This is a genomic window from Neobittarella massiliensis (ex Bilen et al. 2018), assembly GCF_900289145.1.
GTDB lineage: Bacteria > Bacillota > Clostridia > Oscillospirales > Ruminococcaceae > Neobittarella > Neobittarella massiliensis.
The window spans coordinates 260,823-277,966 of sequence record NZ_OKQO01000003.1; the positions used below are offsets into that span (position 1 = coordinate 260,823).

Genomic DNA, 17,144 nt, shown 5'->3' on the forward strand with positions numbered 1-17,144 from the left:
TGGCGTGAAAAGAGAATAGGCCGGTCTGGGGCTGTGGCAACCGCCATGTGATACGTGTATTTTTCTGTGGGCACCCCGACGGCTCGTCGGGGTGCCCCTTTTTTGTCGGCCGCGGCCGCCCCGGCGGCCGGCCGGTGCCGCAGCGGTAAAAACAGGAGGAGTAAAAACATGATCGTCATTTTAAAACCCGGCGTCTCCAGAGAAAAGGTACAGCAGTTCACCCAGTGGATCGAGTCGCAAAACGTCTCGGTCAACGCCGTCTACGGCACCCAGACCACCATCCTGGGCCTGGTGGGCGACACCTCGGTCATCGATATCGACGCGGTGCGCTCCCAGGATATCGTCGAGAACGTCAAGCGGGTGCAGGAGCCGTACAAAAACGCCAACCGCAAGTTCCACCCTGACGACACCGTCATCGACCTGGCCCCCGGCCTCACCATCGGCGCAAAACAGGTGCCCATCATGGCCGGCCCCTGCTCGGTCGAGAGCGAGGAGCAGATCTTGGAAGTCGCCCGCCGGGTCAAAGAGAGCGGCGCCACCGTGCTGCGGGGCGGCGCCTTCAAACCCCGCACCAGCCCCTACGCCTTCCAGGGCCTAAAGGCCGAGGGGCTGGAGCTGTTGCGCCTGGCCCGCAAAGAGACCGGCCTGCCCATCGTCACCGAGATCATGTCGCTGGCGCACATCGACCTGTTTAGCGACGTGGACATCATCCAGGTCGGCGCCCGCAACATGCAGAATTTCGAGCTGCTCAAAGAGCTGGGCCACTGCCAAAAGCCCATCCTGCTCAAGCGCGGGCTGGCCAACACCATCGAGGAGTTCCTCATGAGCGCCGAGTACATCATGGCCGGCGGCAACCACCGGGTCATCCTCTGTGAGCGGGGCATCCGCACCTTCGAGACCTTCACCCGCAACACGCTGGATATCTCGGCGGTGCCGGTGCTCAAAAAGATCTCCCACCTGCCGGTGGTGGTCGACCCCTCCCACGCCACCGGCATCACCTGGCTGGTGGAGCCGCTGGCCAAAGCGGCCATCGTCGCCGGGGCCGACGGCCTCATCATCGAGGTGCACAATGACCCCGCCCACGCGCTGTCCGACGGCGCCCAGTCGCTGACCCCCGACCAGTTCGGCGGCGTCATGTCCACCGTCCGCCGCACCCTCGAGTTCGAGGGCCGCACTCTGTGAGCGGCCAGAGAGAGCCGCTGTCGGCGCTCATCCAAACAGCCGGCGTCCAGCTGCCCCCGGCGCCGGCGGCGGTGGCCGCCCAGGGGGTGCCCGGGGCCTACTCCCACCGGGCCTGTACCCAGCTGTGGCCCCAGTGCCGCCCCCAGTTCTACCGCCAGTTCGACGACGTGTTCACCGCCGTCGAGAGCGGCCGGGCCACGGTGGGGGTGCTGCCCATCGAGAACTCCACCGAGGGCTCGGTGCTGCCGGTGTACCGGCTGCTGGGTCAGCACCGGCTCTACATCGTAGACACCACCCAGGTGGCCGTGGAGCACTGCCTGCTGGGCCTGCCCGGCGCCGCGCTCGACGCGGTGGGCGAGGTCTACTCCCACCCCCAGGCGCTGGGCCAGTGCCGCCGCTTTTTCGAGGAGCACCCCCACCTGCGCCCACACGAGTACTCCAACACCGCCGCCGCCGCCGAGATGGTGGCCGCCAGCGGCGACCAGAGCATAGCCGCCATCGCCTCGGAGGTCTGCGCCGAGCTGTACGGCCTGTCGGTGCTGCGCCGCGGCGTGCAGGATCAGGGCCGCAACCGCACCCGCTTTATCGCCGTCATGGCCCAGCCGGTCATCGCCCCGACGGCCGACCGGGTCAGCGTCTGCGCGGTGCTGCCCCACGTGCAGGGCTCGCTGTTTCGATTTCTGGCCCAGTTCGAGAGCCAGGGCCTCAACCTGCAAAAGATCGAGTCGCGCCCCATCCCCGACCGGGATTTCGAGTTCCTCTTTTACCTCGATTTTTCCGGCAACCTGCGCCAGTCTGGCCTGGCCGACTTTCTCGACCAGCTGCAGAAGAGCTGTGAGTACCTGCAATTTTTGGGCAACTACCCCGACCGGGGCCGCCCCCTCTAAACGGCCCCGCCGCGATCTATAAAAAGGAGACGATACCGTGAAAAAAGGCGAAAGACTTCCCTTTACCCGCACCCAAAAGTGGTGGGAGCTGGGCAGCATCACCGTGCTGGTGTTCTGGGCGGCCTACCTGCTGCGGGTGTGGGATCAAATTCCCGCCACCGTGCCCACCCACTTTGGCCTTACCGGCCAAATAAACAGCTACGGCGGCAAAGAGAGCCTGCTGGTGCTGCCGGCGGTGGCGCTGCTGCTGTACGCGCTGCTGCTGGCCGCCGAGCTGCTGCCGGCGCTCTACACCATGCCCGGCCGCTGGTCGGGCCGCAGCCAGATCTTTGCCGCCCAGTGCCTGCGCACCGGCCTGTGCGCCCTCAAATTTTTGCTGGTGCTGCTGTTTTGCTATCTGGATTTCTGCGCCGCCACCTACCAGCCGCTGGGGGCCTGGTTTTTGCCGGCGGCCGCCGGTGTGCTGCTGCTGCCGGTGCTCGTCACCGCCCTGCGCATCTATCGCGGGGTAAAAAGGCGGGAGGCCGAGCGCCATGACGCCTAGCCCTGTCAAAACGCGAACCGCCCCCGGCGTCAAAACAGCCGCCCTGCGCGCCGCCTGGCCCAAAACGCTGCCGGTGCTGGCCGGCTACCTGTTTATCGGTATGGCCTTTGGGGTGCTGCTCACCAGCGCCGGCTGGCACCCGCTCTGGGCGGTGGTGATGAGCGTGTTCATCTACGCCGGCAGCATGCAGTTTGTCACCGTGGGCATGCTGGCCGCCGGGGCCGGTCTGCCCACCGCCGCGGCCATGACGGCCATGGTCAACCTGCGCCACCTGTTTTACGGCCTGCCCATGCTGCGGCGCTTTGCCGCCGCCGGCGCCAAAAAGATCTACCTGGCGCTGGGCCTCACCGACGAGACCTTTTCGCTCCTGTGCGGCACCCGGGCGCCGGATGGGGTAGACCCCGGCTGGTACGACTTTTTCATCACCCTGCTCGACCAATGCTACTGGGTGTTGGGCAGCGCGCTGGGGGCGGTGGCCGGGTCGCTCTTGCCGTTCGACACCACCGGTATCGACTTTGCCATGACCGCCCTGTTCGTGGTGGTGTTTATCGACCAGCTGCGCGAACGGCAAAACCGGCTGCCGGCGGTCATCGGCCTGGCCGGCTCGGCGGCCTGCCTGCTCCTCTTTGGGGCCGACGGCTTTCTCTTGCCGGCCATGGCGCTGATGGTGCTGCTCCTGTGCTTTTTGCGGGGCCGGGCCATCGCCGATAGAGGGGAGGAACACGCACCGTGAGCCAAAATAATCTGTACACGCTGTCGGTGGTGGGGGTGGTGGCCATCGTCACCTGGGCGCTGCGGGCGCTGCCGTTTTTGGTGTTTCGCGCCGGGCGGCCGGTGCCCCGCACCATCACCTACCTGGGGCGGGTGCTGCCGCCGGCCATCATGGGCATGCTCATCATCTACTGCCTCAAGGCTATCACCCCCACTGCCTACCCCTTTGGCCTGCCCGAACTCATCGCCGTGGCCATCACCGCCGGGCTGCACCTCTTTAAGCGCAACACGATGCTCTCCATCTTCGGCGGCACCGCCGCCTATATGGTGCTGGTGCAGCTGGTGTTCGCCTAGCGGCAGCCCCGCTAAAACGCAGGATTTTCTATTAAAAACTGGCAGCTGGCCCCACTGCGGGTCGGGCTGCTTTTTTACTGCACGCCACAAGGTCCGCCGCCAACACCGGGCAGTATTTAGCAGTCTTCAGCGGTCGCCCACCGGCGCTGACGGCAGCTCTGTGCGCCCTGCTGCTGATAGCCCTCCAGATATTCTCCGCGTCCTGCCCATTTGCCCGCGCTCACGGCCCACTGCCAGCATCTCTTTCGCGTGCCCCGCTGCCCGCCAATAACCTGATGGGCGTCCGTGTGTTCTGTCCCGCCACCCGTTAGTAATCCCCCAAATATCCCCGCGCCCGCTCATCCGCCCGCGCTTACAGCCCACCGCCGCCTGTCCTAGTCGGCTATTCGACCTCTGCCGCCCCTTTTTTGCGCCCCCATATTGACCCCGGCGAAAAACCGTGGTAAACTGTCGGTAGTCTACTAACACACTTTAAAGCACAAAATTGCTTTTGAGCACATTTTTTATGAGGTGAGTTTATGCAATACACGCTGGTGACCGGCGGTAACATCGTCGACATCGAAAACAAAAAGGTATTCCCCGGCCAGATCCTCATCGAGGACGGCATCATCAAAGAGGTGGGCGAAAAGGTCGTCGCCCCCGAAGGCTGTCAGATCATCGATGTAGCCGGCAACACCGTGCTGCCGGGTCTCTTTAACTGCCATGAGCACATGACCATGGCCCCCGATCCCAACCCCGAGGCGGTGGCCGATACCGACGCCCAGATGACCATGAAGGCGCTGCACCACCTGGAGCAGTACATAGAGACCGGCGTTACCTACGTGCGCGACGTGGGCTCTTCAAACTTTATCGATATCGATATCCGCGACGCGGTCAAGTCTGGCCTTGTCAAAAAGGCGCCCGACATGCAGGTCTCGGGCCAATGCATCTGCATGACCGGCGGCCACGGCTGGAGCGCCGGCGGCCGGCAGGCCGACGGGGTAGACGAGCTGCGCAAAGCCGCCCGCGAGCAGCTGCGCGCCGGCGCCGACTGGCTCAAGATCATGGCCACCGGCGGCGTTATGACCCGCGGCGTCGAGCCCGGCAGCCCCCAGCTCACCGAGGAGGAGATGCGCGCCGCCATCGAGGAGGGCCACAAGGTCGGCGCCAAAAGCGCCACCCACGCCCAGGGCACTATCGGTATCAAAAACGCCATCCGCGCCGGTATCGACTCGGTGGAGCACGGCTGCTATCTGGATGATGAGGCAGTCGAGCTGATGCTCAAAAACGGCACCTGGCTGGTGGCCACCCTCTGCGCGCCGTACTACATCAAAAAGTACGGAGTGGAAAACGGCATCCCCGAGTACGCCGTGCGCAAAGTCGATGTGATCATCAGCCACCACTACGCCTCGTTCATCAAGGCCTACCGCGCCGGCGTCAAATGCGCGCTGGGCACCGACAGCGGCACCCCCTTTAATTCCCACGCCGGCACCGGCAACGAGCTGGTGCTGTCGGTAGGGGAGGGGCTCACCCCGCTGGAGGCCATCGAGCTGGCCACCATCAACTCGGCCACCATGCTGGGCGTCGAAAAAGAGCTGGGCAGCATCGTCCCGGGCAAAAAGGCCCATCTGGCCGTGTTTGCCGGCAACCCCGCCGAGAACATCCAGGACATTTTAAACTGCGTTATGACCATCAAAAACGGCGAGGTACTGTACAGCAAGCTGTAGCCGCCGGTCGCGGGCTCTCCCAGCCGTTGGCGGCGGGTCAGTCTCCGCAGGTCTCTATCTGCCGTTTTCACACATAAAAAAGGCGAGCTGCCGGTCCCCCCGGCCGCCCGCCTTTTTTGTTTTCTCACTTGCAACTGCCGCACCGCGGTCACCGACCGTGTCCGGCCCATAGCGGCAACTGCCGCTTTAAGTCTCCGCGCCGTCCCGCCATGCCGTCGCCCGGTGCCGTACAGGCCCCCGCCGCGGCCTGCTGGTCAGCGGCCCGGCGGGGGAGGTGGGTCCCCCTGCAAAAACGACACGATCATCGCCTGTTCCCCCTCGGTGAGCAGGTGCATGTGGCCGCGACCAGTCAGCTGGTAGGTGCGGCAGCAGGGCAGGATCTTCGGTGCCCGCCGCAGCACCTTGCGCGCCGGGAACAGGCAGTCCCGTTCGCCGGCCAGTACCAGCGTAGGCGCATGGCAGCGCCGCATGCGCCGCGCCCCCACATTGGTGGGCATGCCCACCTTGGTCTTTACGTGGTCAAAGCTGTTTCGCAGCGTCTCGATGGTATCGCCGTCTAAAACGTCTTCGGTCATCGCCATGTACAGCGCCGTCTGCCGCAGATAGCGCTCGTCTCCGCTACGGCGGTAGCGCAGCAGCGGCACCAGCATTTTTACCGCCCCAACAGGCAGCGCGTTGCCAATGCCCGCCGGCACCACCAGCACGCTCTTTTCCACCTTTTCCGGCGCCACACACATCAGCTTGGCCAGCACCCCGCCGCCAAACGAGCCGCCAAAACAGCGCATGCGCGCAAAACCCAGCGCGTCGATCACCTGGCTGGCCCAGCGCCCATAGGCATAGCCGTAAGGCGGAAGACAGCGCTGGTCGCTCTTGCCTGGGTGGCCGATGATATCCACCGCGTACAGGTGAAAATGGGGCAGCAAAAAACGGCACAGCAGCAGGTTGTAGGCGGTGGTCGAGTTGCCGCCGTGAAACACCAGCACCGCCGGGCCGGCAAAGTTGCCGGTCTCCACCAGGTGGGTGCGGCCAAAAGCGGTGTCTACATACCGGTCGCGCCAGTGGCACCCCAGCGATCTGAGCTGCCGGTCGTACAGCGCCAGCGTCTGGCGGCGGCTGTCCGGCGTCTTATAAATGGTCCCCATCTCTATCAGGCCCCTTTGCGCTCTATTTTCCCCATTCTAACACCGCCCGCCCCTGCTGTCCATCGCCTCCGCGCTTGCGTTTCACATTTTAAGCTTTAAAATGTGTCCCCCAATATGCTAAACGGTCCTGGGGCGCGGCATTTGCGCCCACCGCCGTCCAACTTATCTAAAGTAGGAGCGTCTGCGCTGCCGCCACAGACTGCATCAGGGCAAAAAAGTGCTCCGGCGCCCCGGTGCTAAAATAGGTATACCAGGCGGCGAGCGTATCGGCTTCAAAAACGCCTAAATATGAAAGGATCTGCCGGGCCCACAGCAGTGCGCCGGTACAGCTGGCCGTAAAAAGACCGCCATCCGCTACAGACGGCGCATCTACATAAAAGCGCTGTCCCCTGTAGCCGGGCACTGCCGCCTCCAAAAATCCCGGCCCGTTGCTGGTGTGGGGCCGGTCGTCCAGCAGCCCCGCGCCGGCCAGCGCGGCAGTGGCCCCGCAGATAGCGCCCACCGCCGCGCCCGCAGCTAAAAATTCGCCGGCTTTTTCGATGATAGCGCCGTGTCTAGGGTCGCTCCACGTGTTTGCGCCCGGCAACAGCAACACGCTCTTTTCACCGGTGGCAATATCGCCTACCGCGCAGTCGGGCACAACGGTCAGCCCGCCCATCGTGCGCACCGGCTCCCGGCAATAACCGACTGTTTTCAGTTCCAGGTGCGGGGCATCCTTTTTAAAAAAGCGCCGCAACTGCAACTCGGCGGTGATATGTCCCAGTTCCCAGTCAGCCAAAGTGTCCGGCAGGTAAATATAGATGGTAAACATGTATTTTCCCCCAATTCTGTCTCGCCCCTGGCAGAGGGGCAGATTGATTTGTTTGCCTTTTCATTGTACGATAAGATCGTTGACAACGGTGTGGCCACGATTGGCAGTAAATAGTTAAAGGCGGTATTCTATGAAAGTAGACAGGCTGGTCAGCATGATCCTGGTCCTCCTCGAAAAAGAGCGCGTCGGCGCACAGGAGCTGGCGGATATGTTCGAGGTCTCGCCCCGCACGATCTACCGCGATATAGACGCCATCAACATGGCCGGCGTCCCCGTCCGGGGGGTGCCGGGCGCCGGCGGCGGCTTCGAGATCATGCGGGGGTACAAGATCGATAACAAGGTCTTTTCAGCCGCCGATCTCTCCGCGCTCCTGACGGCGCTCTCCGGCCTTTTCAGCATGGTAGGGGGGAGCGAGCTGGCCACCGTCCTCGCCAAAGTCAAGAGCTTCATCCCCGCCGACAGAGCAGACGACATCCTCAAAAAAGCCGGTCAGATCTGTATCGATCCGGCCCCCTGGACGGCGGACAGAGCCGTACACCCCTGTCTGGAAACGGTGCGAACAGCGCTGCGGGAGAGCAGGCTGCTCCAGTTTGGGTACATGGCCCACCGCGGGGTAAAGACCCGGCGAACGGTCGAGCCGTATCAGCTGGTGTTAAAAAACAGCCAGTGGTATTTACAGGGGTACTGCCGCACAAAAAACGACTTTCGGCTATTCAAGCTGTCCCGCACCTTCGATCTGCAGCTGCAACAAACGTCTTTTGTGCCCCGCGATCAGCAGAGACCGGTTTTAGATTTTACCGATATTTTAAAGTCCATGCAGATCGAGATCGAGCTCCGCATCCACCGCTCTATCGCCGATATCGTCCTCGCCTATTGCCCCTACGAGCACTTTTCACCAGATGGCGACACGCATTACCGCGTGCGGTTTCCCTTTGTAGAAAACGAGTACCACTACAACCTCCTCTTTCATTTCGGCGACAAATGTGAGTGTCTTGGGCCGCCGCATGTCCGCGCAGAGGTAAAGCGCAGGGCCCAAAGGATAGCCGCCATCTACGGGGGCTCATAGTAAACTGGCACAGAAAATAGCCGCTCCCGGCCACATGCGGCCCAAGTGACCTCACTTCGGCGGGCCACCTGAAAAAGCCATAAAAAAGGCGCGCCGGCACTCCTCAAAAAGGGATGTGCCGGCGCGCCGCCGTCTTATCGGTAAAGACCGGGTCCCGCTACACGGCGGTGGCCCGTCTGGTCATTCCATGCCCAGTATGGCGATGCCGATCACCGCCAGGCCAATGACCGCGTAGTACTTCCAGTTGAGTTTCTCTTTTAAAAACAGCCGGCTCCACAGCACGCTGAACACACAGTAGCTGCTGATGAGCGGGGCCGCCACCACCGCATTGGCGCCGATGGCAAAAATGTAGGTGAACTGGCCGGCAGTCTCCACCAGCGCCGCCGCCATCTTGGGCTTTTCGTCCCACAGGCGGATCTTCTGCTTTTTAATGATCACCACGTAGATAAAGGCGCAGATAGCCATAAACAAAAAGGTGAACTCATAGGCGATGTTGGCCTGCTCCTCGGCAATGGCCACATCTAAAAGCATTGCGTCGGCAAAGGTGCCCAGCCCGTCTATCAGGCAGTATAAGATGGGGAACAATATGGCGATAAAGCTCTTTTGGTACTTTACGTTGGCCACCTGCTGGCGCAGCTGCCGCGCCGCGTCGTCCTGCCTTTTTTCCAGCAGGCTCAAAAGCAGCACCGCCAGGCAGATGAGCCCCACCGCCAGCAGCTGCAGGCCGGTCATGGCCTGCTTTAAAAATATAAAGCACAAGAGTGCCGCCACCGCACCAGACGAGTTGCAGATAGGGCTCGAGACCGACAGCTCGATGTACCGCAGCCCCACATAGCCCAGTACCATAGCTAAAATATACAGCAGCGAGGCGGGCAGGTAGGTGATGATGTCCCCCAGGTGAAACGGGGTGCCGGTGGCCACCATGTAAATGCCGTGCAGACCCATCACCAGGCCCACCGCCATCACCATCTTCCAGTGGCTGTAGGTGTCGTCGGGCTTCGAGCCCATTTTGGAAAATAAATCCGAGCCGCTCCAGAATAAGATCGAGAGCAGCGAAAAAATAAACCAGGTCATAAGTAGATAGCGTCCTTTTCTCTATTTGATCTTCCCCTAATAAAAGCCGCAGATGAAAGCGGGGAGCGCGCATCCAGCTGCCGTGTGTGGTGCAGCTGCGCGCGCGGGGGCGGACGCCGGGGGAACCGGTGCGCTACGCTGTCCCAGCAGTGGCACGGTATATGGGGCGCAGTGGTGGTCGTGTGGCGCACAGGTCCTCCTCCTCTCGGTGCAAAATAGCGGGCCCGGCCCGCAACATCTCAAAAAACAATTTATTCTAGCACATATCGCCCCCGCTGGCAAGAAAAAACAGTTTTCTCCCACCCCCGGTACCGCCAACGCCCCACTCGCGCTGCCTTTCACGCTCATCTCGCTTTTTTCTGTGTACATGCCCGTCCCCACACCGGGCGCACCGCCGGCACCTCAGCCACCCATCTCGCTCAAGCCCCGCCGCCCATCACCCCCCAGCACCTCCCACCGTACATTTTCCCATCCGTCCCGCTATCCCCGCTACTATCCCCACCACCAACCGTGCCCCCCGGCCCACCATAGCGCCCCATACCCAGCCACCCGACTGCCTTTTCTACCCTATTTCATCAGCGACATTCCCAGTGTCTCACTCACCGGCAATATACCCCCACCTATAACACTCCATCCCACCCCAGCACCCCCGCAAAATCCCCAGCACCTCCTACCACATATTTTCCTGTCCGTCCCGCTACCCCCGATACTATCCCCACCACCAACCGCGCCCCCAGCCCACCATAGCGCCCCATACCCAGCCATCCGGCTGCCTTTTCTGCTCTATTTCATCGGCGACATTCCCAGTGTCCCACTACCGGCAATATACCCCCATCTATAACGTTCCATCCCACCCCAGCACCCCCGCAAAATTTCCAGCACCTCCCACCGTGCATGTTCCTGCCCGTCCCTCTACCCCCGATACTATCCCCGCCACCAACCGCGCCCCCAGCCCACCATAGCGCCCCATACCCAGTCGACCAGCTGCCTTTCTTGCACCGCCTCAGTAGTACCACTATCCGTGCCCCACCCATCGGCAACATCCTCACCGATAACATTCCCAGCCCACCAAAGCCCACCAAAGCCACCCACAGTACACCCATAAACCACCTCAGCTACTCCCACCGCGCAGTTTTTCTGCCAACTCCTGCGCCGAAAATATCCCCACTATCTACCGTTCCGCCACCCCACGCCCAACCAATTCTCTTTCGTCAACACTCAAAGCCCCACCACCCGGCTCTGCGATCGCCACCCACCGCCCACGGTACGCAAAAAGGCCGGGGCGCTGCACCGCGCTCCGGCCTTTTTGTCGTAGTATGTCGTTTAAATAAATTTCATATTGGGGTATACTTCTTTTAAGTAGTCGTCGGGGTAGGTCTGGTCTAAAAATACGGCAAAGCCCCCCTCTGGCGCCACCCCCTGCCGCCGCTGGCCGCTGCGCCACACCGCCGCCGCCGAGAGGACCATGTCCACCGCTAAAAATATCGCCACCACCGAGGTCAGCGGCACCGCCCAGCGGGTGGGTATGTGCCGTATCAGGTCACAAAACCAGGGGTAGATGGCCCGCAAAAACACCAGCCCCAGCAGCCCCCAAAATATGGCGTACTTTATGTTGGTGCGGCCGCCCAGGTTCAGCGGCGAGCCGGTATAATCCCACGAGACCGAGCCGAACACCAGCTCCTGCACCAGCGAGCACACAAACTCAAACACGGCGCCGAACACGGCGCTCACCCCAAATATCACCAAGTTGTGGCAGCGCTCAAAACGACCCAATATCGCGCTCAGCGCCGCTGCCCCCAGCCCGTATATCTGCGAAAAGGGGCCGTATAAAAGCCCCTGCCGGCTCTCAAAACTGCCGTGGCGCACAAAATAAAAAAGCATCTCCACCACATAGCCCAAAATGCTGGCGATCACAAATATCCAAAACAGCTGGTACAGGCTGGGGGCGTCGGGATGGCGCCGGGTGGCAGCCGCCTTCTGTTGGGTCTGGCCGTCGATGGGGGCAGAGCTAGCTTGCATAGTCAGGTACCTCGTTTCCGTTATGCTCTACGTGTAAAAAACAGAGTATACACCCCAGTATAAGACGATCTGTCTTTAAATGCCACCGGTTTTCGGGTCATCGGGGCAGGTTTAAGAAATTTGTCATTTTTTCTGGTATTTGATTTTTTTGTTACCGTCTCGGGTCAAGCCGGTGAACTGTCCTCAGGCCGGCAGCTGATGTTCGCGCAGAACTTGTGCGGCACCGGCAGGGGCGAGTGCCCCGTCCGCCAGTTCAGCCATGCACCAGTCCGCCACTCCACCCAGCCGCCGCAGCGCATACGGCACCCCTCTTCTATTTCACCGGGGCCGGGCAGGTGCCCGGGCGTTCACTATAGTCTGTCCGCGCTATGCCCTGCCCATGCCCCCTATCCGCCCAAACATGCCAAATCGTGCTCAAACAGCGCCCAATACCTACTAATTTACAATTTCGTAACAATTTCCAGGCGCTACATTTGCCGCCATACCGCCGTTTTCTCGTTTCTCAGCTGCCTGGGGCACCAAAAAACGGACCGCCCCTTTTTGGTGGGCGGCCCGCGTCAAGATCGCACTGGCTAAACCGTGTCTTAGTGGATGTGCAGGATGGTGGTGGCCAAAACAAAGTAGATCATCAGCGACACCGCATCCACGATGGTGGTGATCAGCGGGCTGGCCATAATGGCCGGGTCCATTTTCAGCTTCTGGGCAATAATGGGCAGCAGTCCGCCGCAGATCTTGGCGATGATCACGGTGCAAAACAGGCTGGCGCAGATGGTCACGGCCACCAGCACCCCCACCCGGTCAAAGAGCAGCAGCTTGCCAAAGTTCACCACCGCCAGCACCGAGCCGGTCAGCAGGCTCACGGCAAATTCCTTGCGCAGCACCACAAGGGCGTCTTTGGGGGCGATATCGCCCAGGGCCAAGCTGCGTATCACCATGGTCGCCGACTGGCTGCCGGCGTTGCCGCCGGTGTCCATCAGCTGGGGGATGTAGGCCGCCAGCAGCACCATAGAAGAGAGTACTTCGTCAAAGCGGCGGATGATGGCCCCGGTGATTGAGGCCGAGATCATCAGCACCAGCAGCCACACGATGCGGTGCTTGGCCAGAGTCAGGGCACTGGTCTTCAGGTAGCTGTCGTCGGCAGGGGAGACGGCGTTCATCTTGTAGATGTCCTCGGTGGCCTGCTCCTCCATCACATCAACCACGTCGTCCAGGGTGATCACGCCCACCAACCGGTCCTCCCGGTCTACAACGGGCAGCGTGTACAGGTCGTATTTCTTAAATACCTCTACCACCTGTTCCTCGTCGTCCAGCGTGCCCACCTTGCAGATCTCGGGGTCGGCCAGCTCAATGATCTTGGTGCTGTCGTCGGCCAGCAGAATGTCCTGCAGAGCCACCGACCCCTCCAGCAGCTTGGTGGGGGAGGTGACAAAGCAGGTCTCGATGGTCTCTTTTTTATCGCGGCTGCCGCGGATGTCGGCAATGGCCTCGGCCACCGTCTCGTCCCGCCGCAGCTCCATAAACTCCAGCGTCATCAGGCTGCCGGCCGACCCCTCGGGGTACTGCAGCAGCTGATTGATCTGGCTGCGGGTAGCCGAGTCGGTGGCCGCCAGCACCCGCTTTACGATGCCGGCCGGCATCTCTTCGATAAAGTCGATGGTATCGTCAAAAAACAACTCGTCAACGATGGTGGCGAGCTCTTTGTCGGTGATGCCCTCAACGATGCGCTGCTGTACGTCGCTGTCCAGGTGCGAGAACACCTCGGCCGCCACCTCTTTGGGCAGCACGCGAAACAACAGCACCAGCGCGGCGTCGGGCAGCTCAGAAAACAGCTCCGCCACATCGGCAGGGTTGCAGGCCAGCAAAAAGGCGCGGGCCGCGGCAAACTGCTTTTCCTCCACCAACTGGCACAGCGCGTCGATGGTGATGAATTTGCTCATAATATTTTCCCTCCTCGCGGTAAATTTGGGCAACAAAAAAGACCACAAGTCTCTCGCTGCGGTCTAGTACAGGTGCCGAATATTACCGGGAGAAAGCGCACACATCCCCCGCGGGGGCAAACGCGCGCCCTACAGGGAAGTGCCGGGTGACAAAGAGAGCGGAACAGACATCTCCTCCCGCTGCGGCACGTCGCCTGCGCATTCAGCCCGGGTATTCGCACCTCTACTACTGCCAGCGTCCATTGTCTGTCCACCTCCTAAAAAGTCAAATCTGTGAGTCTTTTACACAGCCCCGGGCAGCGCACACGCCGCCTTTTGGGCCACACCCATTGTATAGCCCACCCCCCAAAAAGTCAAGCAAAATCGCCCGCCTGCCGCCGGGCCGCAACGCCCCGGGCCCGGACCGGTCAGCTCCTGGCCTGCGGCGGCTTAACGGTGGGCAGTGCCAGCCGAAAACGCATGCACAAAAGGCGGGTGAAAAAGGTCAGCGCAATACAGATGTAGGCCGCCACCTGCAGGTCGATGAGCTGGCGCAAAAACCAAAAGCATACGCTGCCGCCCACCGCCGCCACCGCGTAGATCTCCCGCGGGCGCAAAATGTGGGGGATCTCGCGGGCGAACAGGTCGCGGATGATGCCGCCGCCCACCGCCGTGATGAACGATACAAAGCAGAAGGTGATAAAGTTGAGCTCCATCGAGATAGCGGTGATGCCCGCCTCGATGGCAAAGGTAGCCAGCCCCAGCGCGTCAAAAATATCCAGCGCAAAGCTCCAGCGTATCTGCCCCTTGGTCAGTATCACAAAGGCGGTGGTCAGCAGGATGAGCAAACTGTACTCGTAGCGCTCAAAAAATATGGGCAGCGAGTCGCGGCGGATGATGATGTCCCGTATCACGCCACCGCCAATAGCCGTCACCCCAGCCATGATGAGAATGCCCAGGTAGTCCATCCGCTTTTTAATGGCCGTGCTGGCCCCCGAAATAGCAAACGCCACGATGCCGATATAGTCCAAATAGTCGATGATCCCCACAGCTCGTCCCTCATTCCTGTCCACTGCCGTCCAGAGCGGCCCTCTTTTGCCCCATTATACGGGAAAACACCGTGCAGTTCAATAAAAACAGCGTTGACAACCCAGCCCAAAAGAGCTATCTTTTAAAGTATTCTAACTGCTGTGTTTTTCGCCTGACAGTGGGAAAAAATAACAGCTGGGGCCCACCGGGCAGATCACTTTCCCGGCAGGCTCCGCGCGCCGGACAAAATACCGGCAGAGGGGAGCACACCAATGAAAAAAATACTATCTCTAGCGCTGGCAGCGTTGCTGGTACTTTCTGTATTTGCCGGCTGCGGCGACAAAAAGGGGACCGATAGCGGCAGCAGTAGTGGCGCCAGCTCTAAGCAGGGCGCCGATGTGCGCATAGCCGGTGTCAAGTCTCCGGCCGGTATCAGCTTGGCTAAGCTCATGAAAGACAGCGGCGACAAAAAGACCGCCAATCAATATACCGCGACGCTGTACGGCGATGCCGCCACCGCCGCCGAAAAGCTGTCTGCGGGCGAGGTGGATATCGCCGTGCTGCCCACCGACGTAGCCGCCGCTCTGTACGCCCAAAACAGCGGCAGTGTACAGCTGCTGGCCGCCAATGTGCTGGGGGCCCTCACTGTAGTCGACACCACCGGCGAGATAAAAAATCTCTACGGGCTCATGGGCCAAACAGTCTACGCCGCCGGTCAGGGGACCACGTCTGAATATCTGCTCAACTACGTGCTCGATCACAGTGGTCTCACCGTGGGTACCGATGTGCGCATAGAATATGTCGACAGTTACGACCAGCTGGTCGATATGGTCGCCGACGGGCGGGCGCCGCTGGCAGTGATGCCCGAACCCTATCTCTCGTCTGCACTGGCCAAAAACGGCAGTGCCAAGGCGGCCGTCGATCTCGGCGGTGAGTGGGACCGGGTCTCGGATGGCAAGGAGCTGCTGTTGGGCGCCGCAGTGGCCCGCACCGACTTCGTCAAAGAAAACGGACAGGCGGTAAAAGACTTTTTGCAGGACTTCCAGAACTCGGTCGAGTTTGCCGCTGGCAACACTGAAGAGACAGCTGCGCTGGCTCAAAAATACGATATCATGAAAGCCGAGATCGCCGAGCGGGCCATTCCCAATCTCGGCATCGCCTACCGCGACGGCGAGTCGATGAAAGCGTCGGTCTCCTCACTGCTGCAGATTTTGTTCGAGGCCAATGCGCAGTCTGTCGGCGGCTCGCTGCCGGGAGATGACTTCTATTACGCCAAAGCGTAGAGTGCCCGCTGCCATCCTGGCCGGCAGTCCCCCACAAAAGATGATCTGCGATCCGTCTTTACAAGCCGAATAAAATCGTGTATGCTGATGCAGGCGCAAAAAAAGCCCCCACGCTATCGTCGGGGCTTTTTTTGTGCCGTAAAAGAGGAAGAAAAACAGGAGAGAGGAAGATATTATGGGAGAAACTGCCAACCTGACCACCTCCAAAAAAGTGGTGTTGGGCGTCCAGCACCTGTTTGCCATGTTCGGCGCCACCGTGCTGGTGCCGTCGCTCACCGGCCTCAACGTGTCGGTGGCGCTGATCTGCGCCGGCCTGGGCACGTTGCTTTTCCACTTGGTCACCAGCCACAAGGTGCCGGTGTTCTTGGGTTCCAGCTTTGCCTACATCGGCGCGCTGCAGATCGTCATCGGCGGCAACAGCAAAAACATCCCCAAAGCCCAGTCGGGCATCATCGCCGCCGGGCTCATCTACATACTGGTGGCCCTCATCGTCAAATACGTGGGGGTCGATGTCATCCGTAAGACCTTCCCGCCGGTGGTCACCGGCCCGGTCATCGTGGTCATCGGCCTGACACTGGCCCCCACCGGCATCTCGATGGCGCAGGTGAACTGGCCGGTAGCGCTGTTCACGCTGGCGGTCATCATAGCCGTGTCGGTTTTTACCAAAGGCTTTTTCAAGCTGGTGCCCATCCTCATCGGCCTCGTCAGCGGGTACCTGCTCTGCGTGGGCCTCGATCTGAGCGGGGTGCTGGGGGCTAAACTCATCGATACCAGCCTCATCACCGGCGCCCCCTGGATCAGCCCCTTTTGGGACTTTGGCGGCAAGTTTTTCACGCTGCCCCAGTTTGACCTGCACGCCATAACCCTCATCGCCCCGGTGGCGCTGGTCACCTTTATGGAACACATCGGCGACATCACCACCAACGGCTCGGTCATCGGCAAAGACCTGCTCAAAGATCCCGGCCTGCACCGCACGCTGCTGGGCGATGGGCTGGCCACCTCACTGGCCGGCCTGCTGGGCGGCCCGGCCAACACCACCTATTCTGAAAATACCGGCGTGCTGGCTGTCACCAAGGTGTACGATACCGGCGTGCTGAAGATCGCCGGCTGCTTTGCCATCTTTTTGGGGGTGTTCGGCAAGTTCGGCGGTGTGCTGGCCAGCATCCCCGACCCGGTCAAAGGCGGCATGTCCATCATGCTCTTTGGCATGATCGCCGCCGTCGGCCTGCGCACCATCGCCGAGGCCCAGCTCGACTTTTCCCACAGCCGCAACCTCATCACCGTGGGGCTGATCCTGGTGTTCGGTCTGGGCATGTCGGCGGGCATCCAGATCGGCGAGTTCACCGTCTCCGGCCTGTTCATCGCCGTGGTGGTGGGCGTGCTGACCAACAAGATCCTGCCGCAAAACGTCTAAAAGAGC

Annotated in this window: 15 protein-coding genes; 9 read left to right on the forward strand and 6 right to left on the reverse strand. The window is 61.1% G+C overall.

Annotation, left to right across the window (positions count from 1 at the left end; translation table 11 throughout):
- The first annotated feature begins 168 nt into the window (after window positions 1–168).
- The 6 genes from aroF to C6Y32_RS05685 all read left to right on the forward strand — a co-directional run bounded on the left by aroF (window position 169) and on the right by C6Y32_RS05685 (window position 5,384).
- Entirely contained in the window at window positions 169–1,182 is a 1,014-nt protein-coding gene (gene aroF, locus C6Y32_RS05660) for a 3-deoxy-7-phosphoheptulonate synthase (RefSeq protein ID WP_105204364.1), read from the forward strand.
- A complete protein-coding gene (locus C6Y32_RS05665) occupies window positions 1,179–2,069 on the forward strand; it encodes a prephenate dehydratase (RefSeq protein WP_105204365.1) in 891 nt (296 codons plus the stop codon). The genes aroF and C6Y32_RS05665 overlap by 4 nt, the downstream gene beginning before the upstream one ends.
- A 37-nt stretch (window positions 2,070–2,106) precedes the next feature.
- The gene (locus C6Y32_RS05670) at window positions 2,107–2,613 is read left to right on the forward strand and encodes a DUF1648 domain-containing protein (RefSeq protein WP_105204366.1); all 507 of its coding nucleotides are present in this window, start codon (window positions 2,107–2,109) and stop codon (window positions 2,611–2,613) included.
- On the forward strand, window positions 2,603–3,346 hold the full coding sequence (locus C6Y32_RS05675; protein WP_105204367.1) for an AzlC family ABC transporter permease: 744 nt from the start codon (window positions 2,603–2,605) through the stop codon (window positions 3,344–3,346). Before C6Y32_RS05670 ends, C6Y32_RS05675 begins: the two co-directional genes overlap by 11 nt.
- Window positions 3,343–3,678 carry a branched-chain amino acid transporter permease gene (locus C6Y32_RS05680; RefSeq protein WP_105204368.1) on the forward strand — a complete coding sequence of 112 codons (336 nt, stop codon included), beginning with the start codon at window positions 3,343–3,345 and terminating at the stop codon, window positions 3,676–3,678. The genes C6Y32_RS05675 and C6Y32_RS05680 overlap by 4 nt, the downstream gene beginning before the upstream one ends.
- Window positions 3,679–4,196: 518 nt before the next feature.
- Window positions 4,197–5,384, forward strand: coding sequence for a metal-dependent hydrolase family protein (locus C6Y32_RS05685; RefSeq protein ID WP_105204369.1), 1,188 nt, complete (start codon window positions 4,197–4,199; stop codon window positions 5,382–5,384).
- Window positions 5,385–5,638: 254 nt separating this feature from the next.
- On the opposite strand, the gene C6Y32_RS05690 is transcribed toward C6Y32_RS05685, so the two are convergent.
- Window positions 5,639–6,526: an alpha/beta fold hydrolase gene (locus C6Y32_RS05690; RefSeq protein WP_105204370.1), complete on the reverse strand. Its 888-nt coding sequence runs from the start codon at window positions 6,524–6,526 to the stop codon at window positions 5,639–5,641.
- A gap of 166 nt (window positions 6,527–6,692) precedes the next feature.
- Window positions 6,693–7,337: a DJ-1/PfpI family protein gene (locus C6Y32_RS05695; protein WP_105204371.1), complete on the reverse strand. Its 645-nt coding sequence runs from the start codon at window positions 7,335–7,337 to the stop codon at window positions 6,693–6,695.
- A 130-nt stretch (window positions 7,338–7,467) separates the two neighbouring features.
- Here C6Y32_RS05695 and C6Y32_RS05700 point away from each other — a divergent pair, with 130 nt between their 5' ends.
- Window positions 7,468–8,403, forward strand: a complete 936-nt coding sequence (locus C6Y32_RS05700) for a helix-turn-helix transcriptional regulator (RefSeq protein ID WP_105204372.1) — start codon at window positions 7,468–7,470, stop codon at window positions 8,401–8,403.
- A gap of 180 nt (window positions 8,404–8,583) precedes the next feature.
- Here the strand turns inward: C6Y32_RS05700 and C6Y32_RS05705 are convergent, their stop codons facing one another.
- The 4 genes from C6Y32_RS05705 to C6Y32_RS05720 all read right to left on the reverse strand — a co-directional run bounded on the left by C6Y32_RS05705 (window position 8,584) and on the right by C6Y32_RS05720 (window position 14,461).
- Entirely contained in the window at window positions 8,584–9,477 is an 894-nt protein-coding gene (locus C6Y32_RS05705; RefSeq protein ID WP_105204373.1) for an EamA family transporter, read from the reverse strand.
- A gap of 1,323 nt (window positions 9,478–10,800) precedes the next feature.
- Window positions 10,801–11,496: a putative ABC transporter permease gene (locus C6Y32_RS05710; RefSeq protein ID WP_105204374.1), complete on the reverse strand. Its 696-nt coding sequence runs from the start codon at window positions 11,494–11,496 to the stop codon at window positions 10,801–10,803.
- Between the two features lie 584 nt (window positions 11,497–12,080).
- Window positions 12,081–13,433 (reverse strand): magnesium transporter, encoded by a 1,353-nt coding sequence (gene mgtE, locus C6Y32_RS05715; RefSeq protein WP_105204375.1) that lies wholly within the window; start codon window positions 13,431–13,433, stop codon window positions 12,081–12,083.
- Window positions 13,434–13,840: 407 nt separating this feature from the next.
- A complete protein-coding gene (locus C6Y32_RS05720) occupies window positions 13,841–14,461 on the reverse strand; it encodes a trimeric intracellular cation channel family protein (RefSeq protein WP_164998149.1) in 621 nt (206 codons plus the stop codon).
- 252 nt (window positions 14,462–14,713) lie between these two features.
- Between C6Y32_RS05720 and C6Y32_RS05725 the strand changes: the two genes are divergently transcribed.
- Complete coding sequence (locus C6Y32_RS05725; protein ID WP_105204377.1) at window positions 14,714–15,724, forward strand: ABC transporter substrate-binding protein; 1,011 nt, start codon at window positions 14,714–14,716, stop codon at window positions 15,722–15,724.
- A gap of 175 nt (window positions 15,725–15,899) precedes the next feature.
- Window positions 15,900–17,138 carry a uracil-xanthine permease family protein gene (locus C6Y32_RS05730; protein WP_105204378.1) on the forward strand — a complete coding sequence of 413 codons (1,239 nt, stop codon included), beginning with the start codon at window positions 15,900–15,902 and terminating at the stop codon, window positions 17,136–17,138.
- Window positions 17,139–17,144 lie beyond the last annotated feature (6 nt).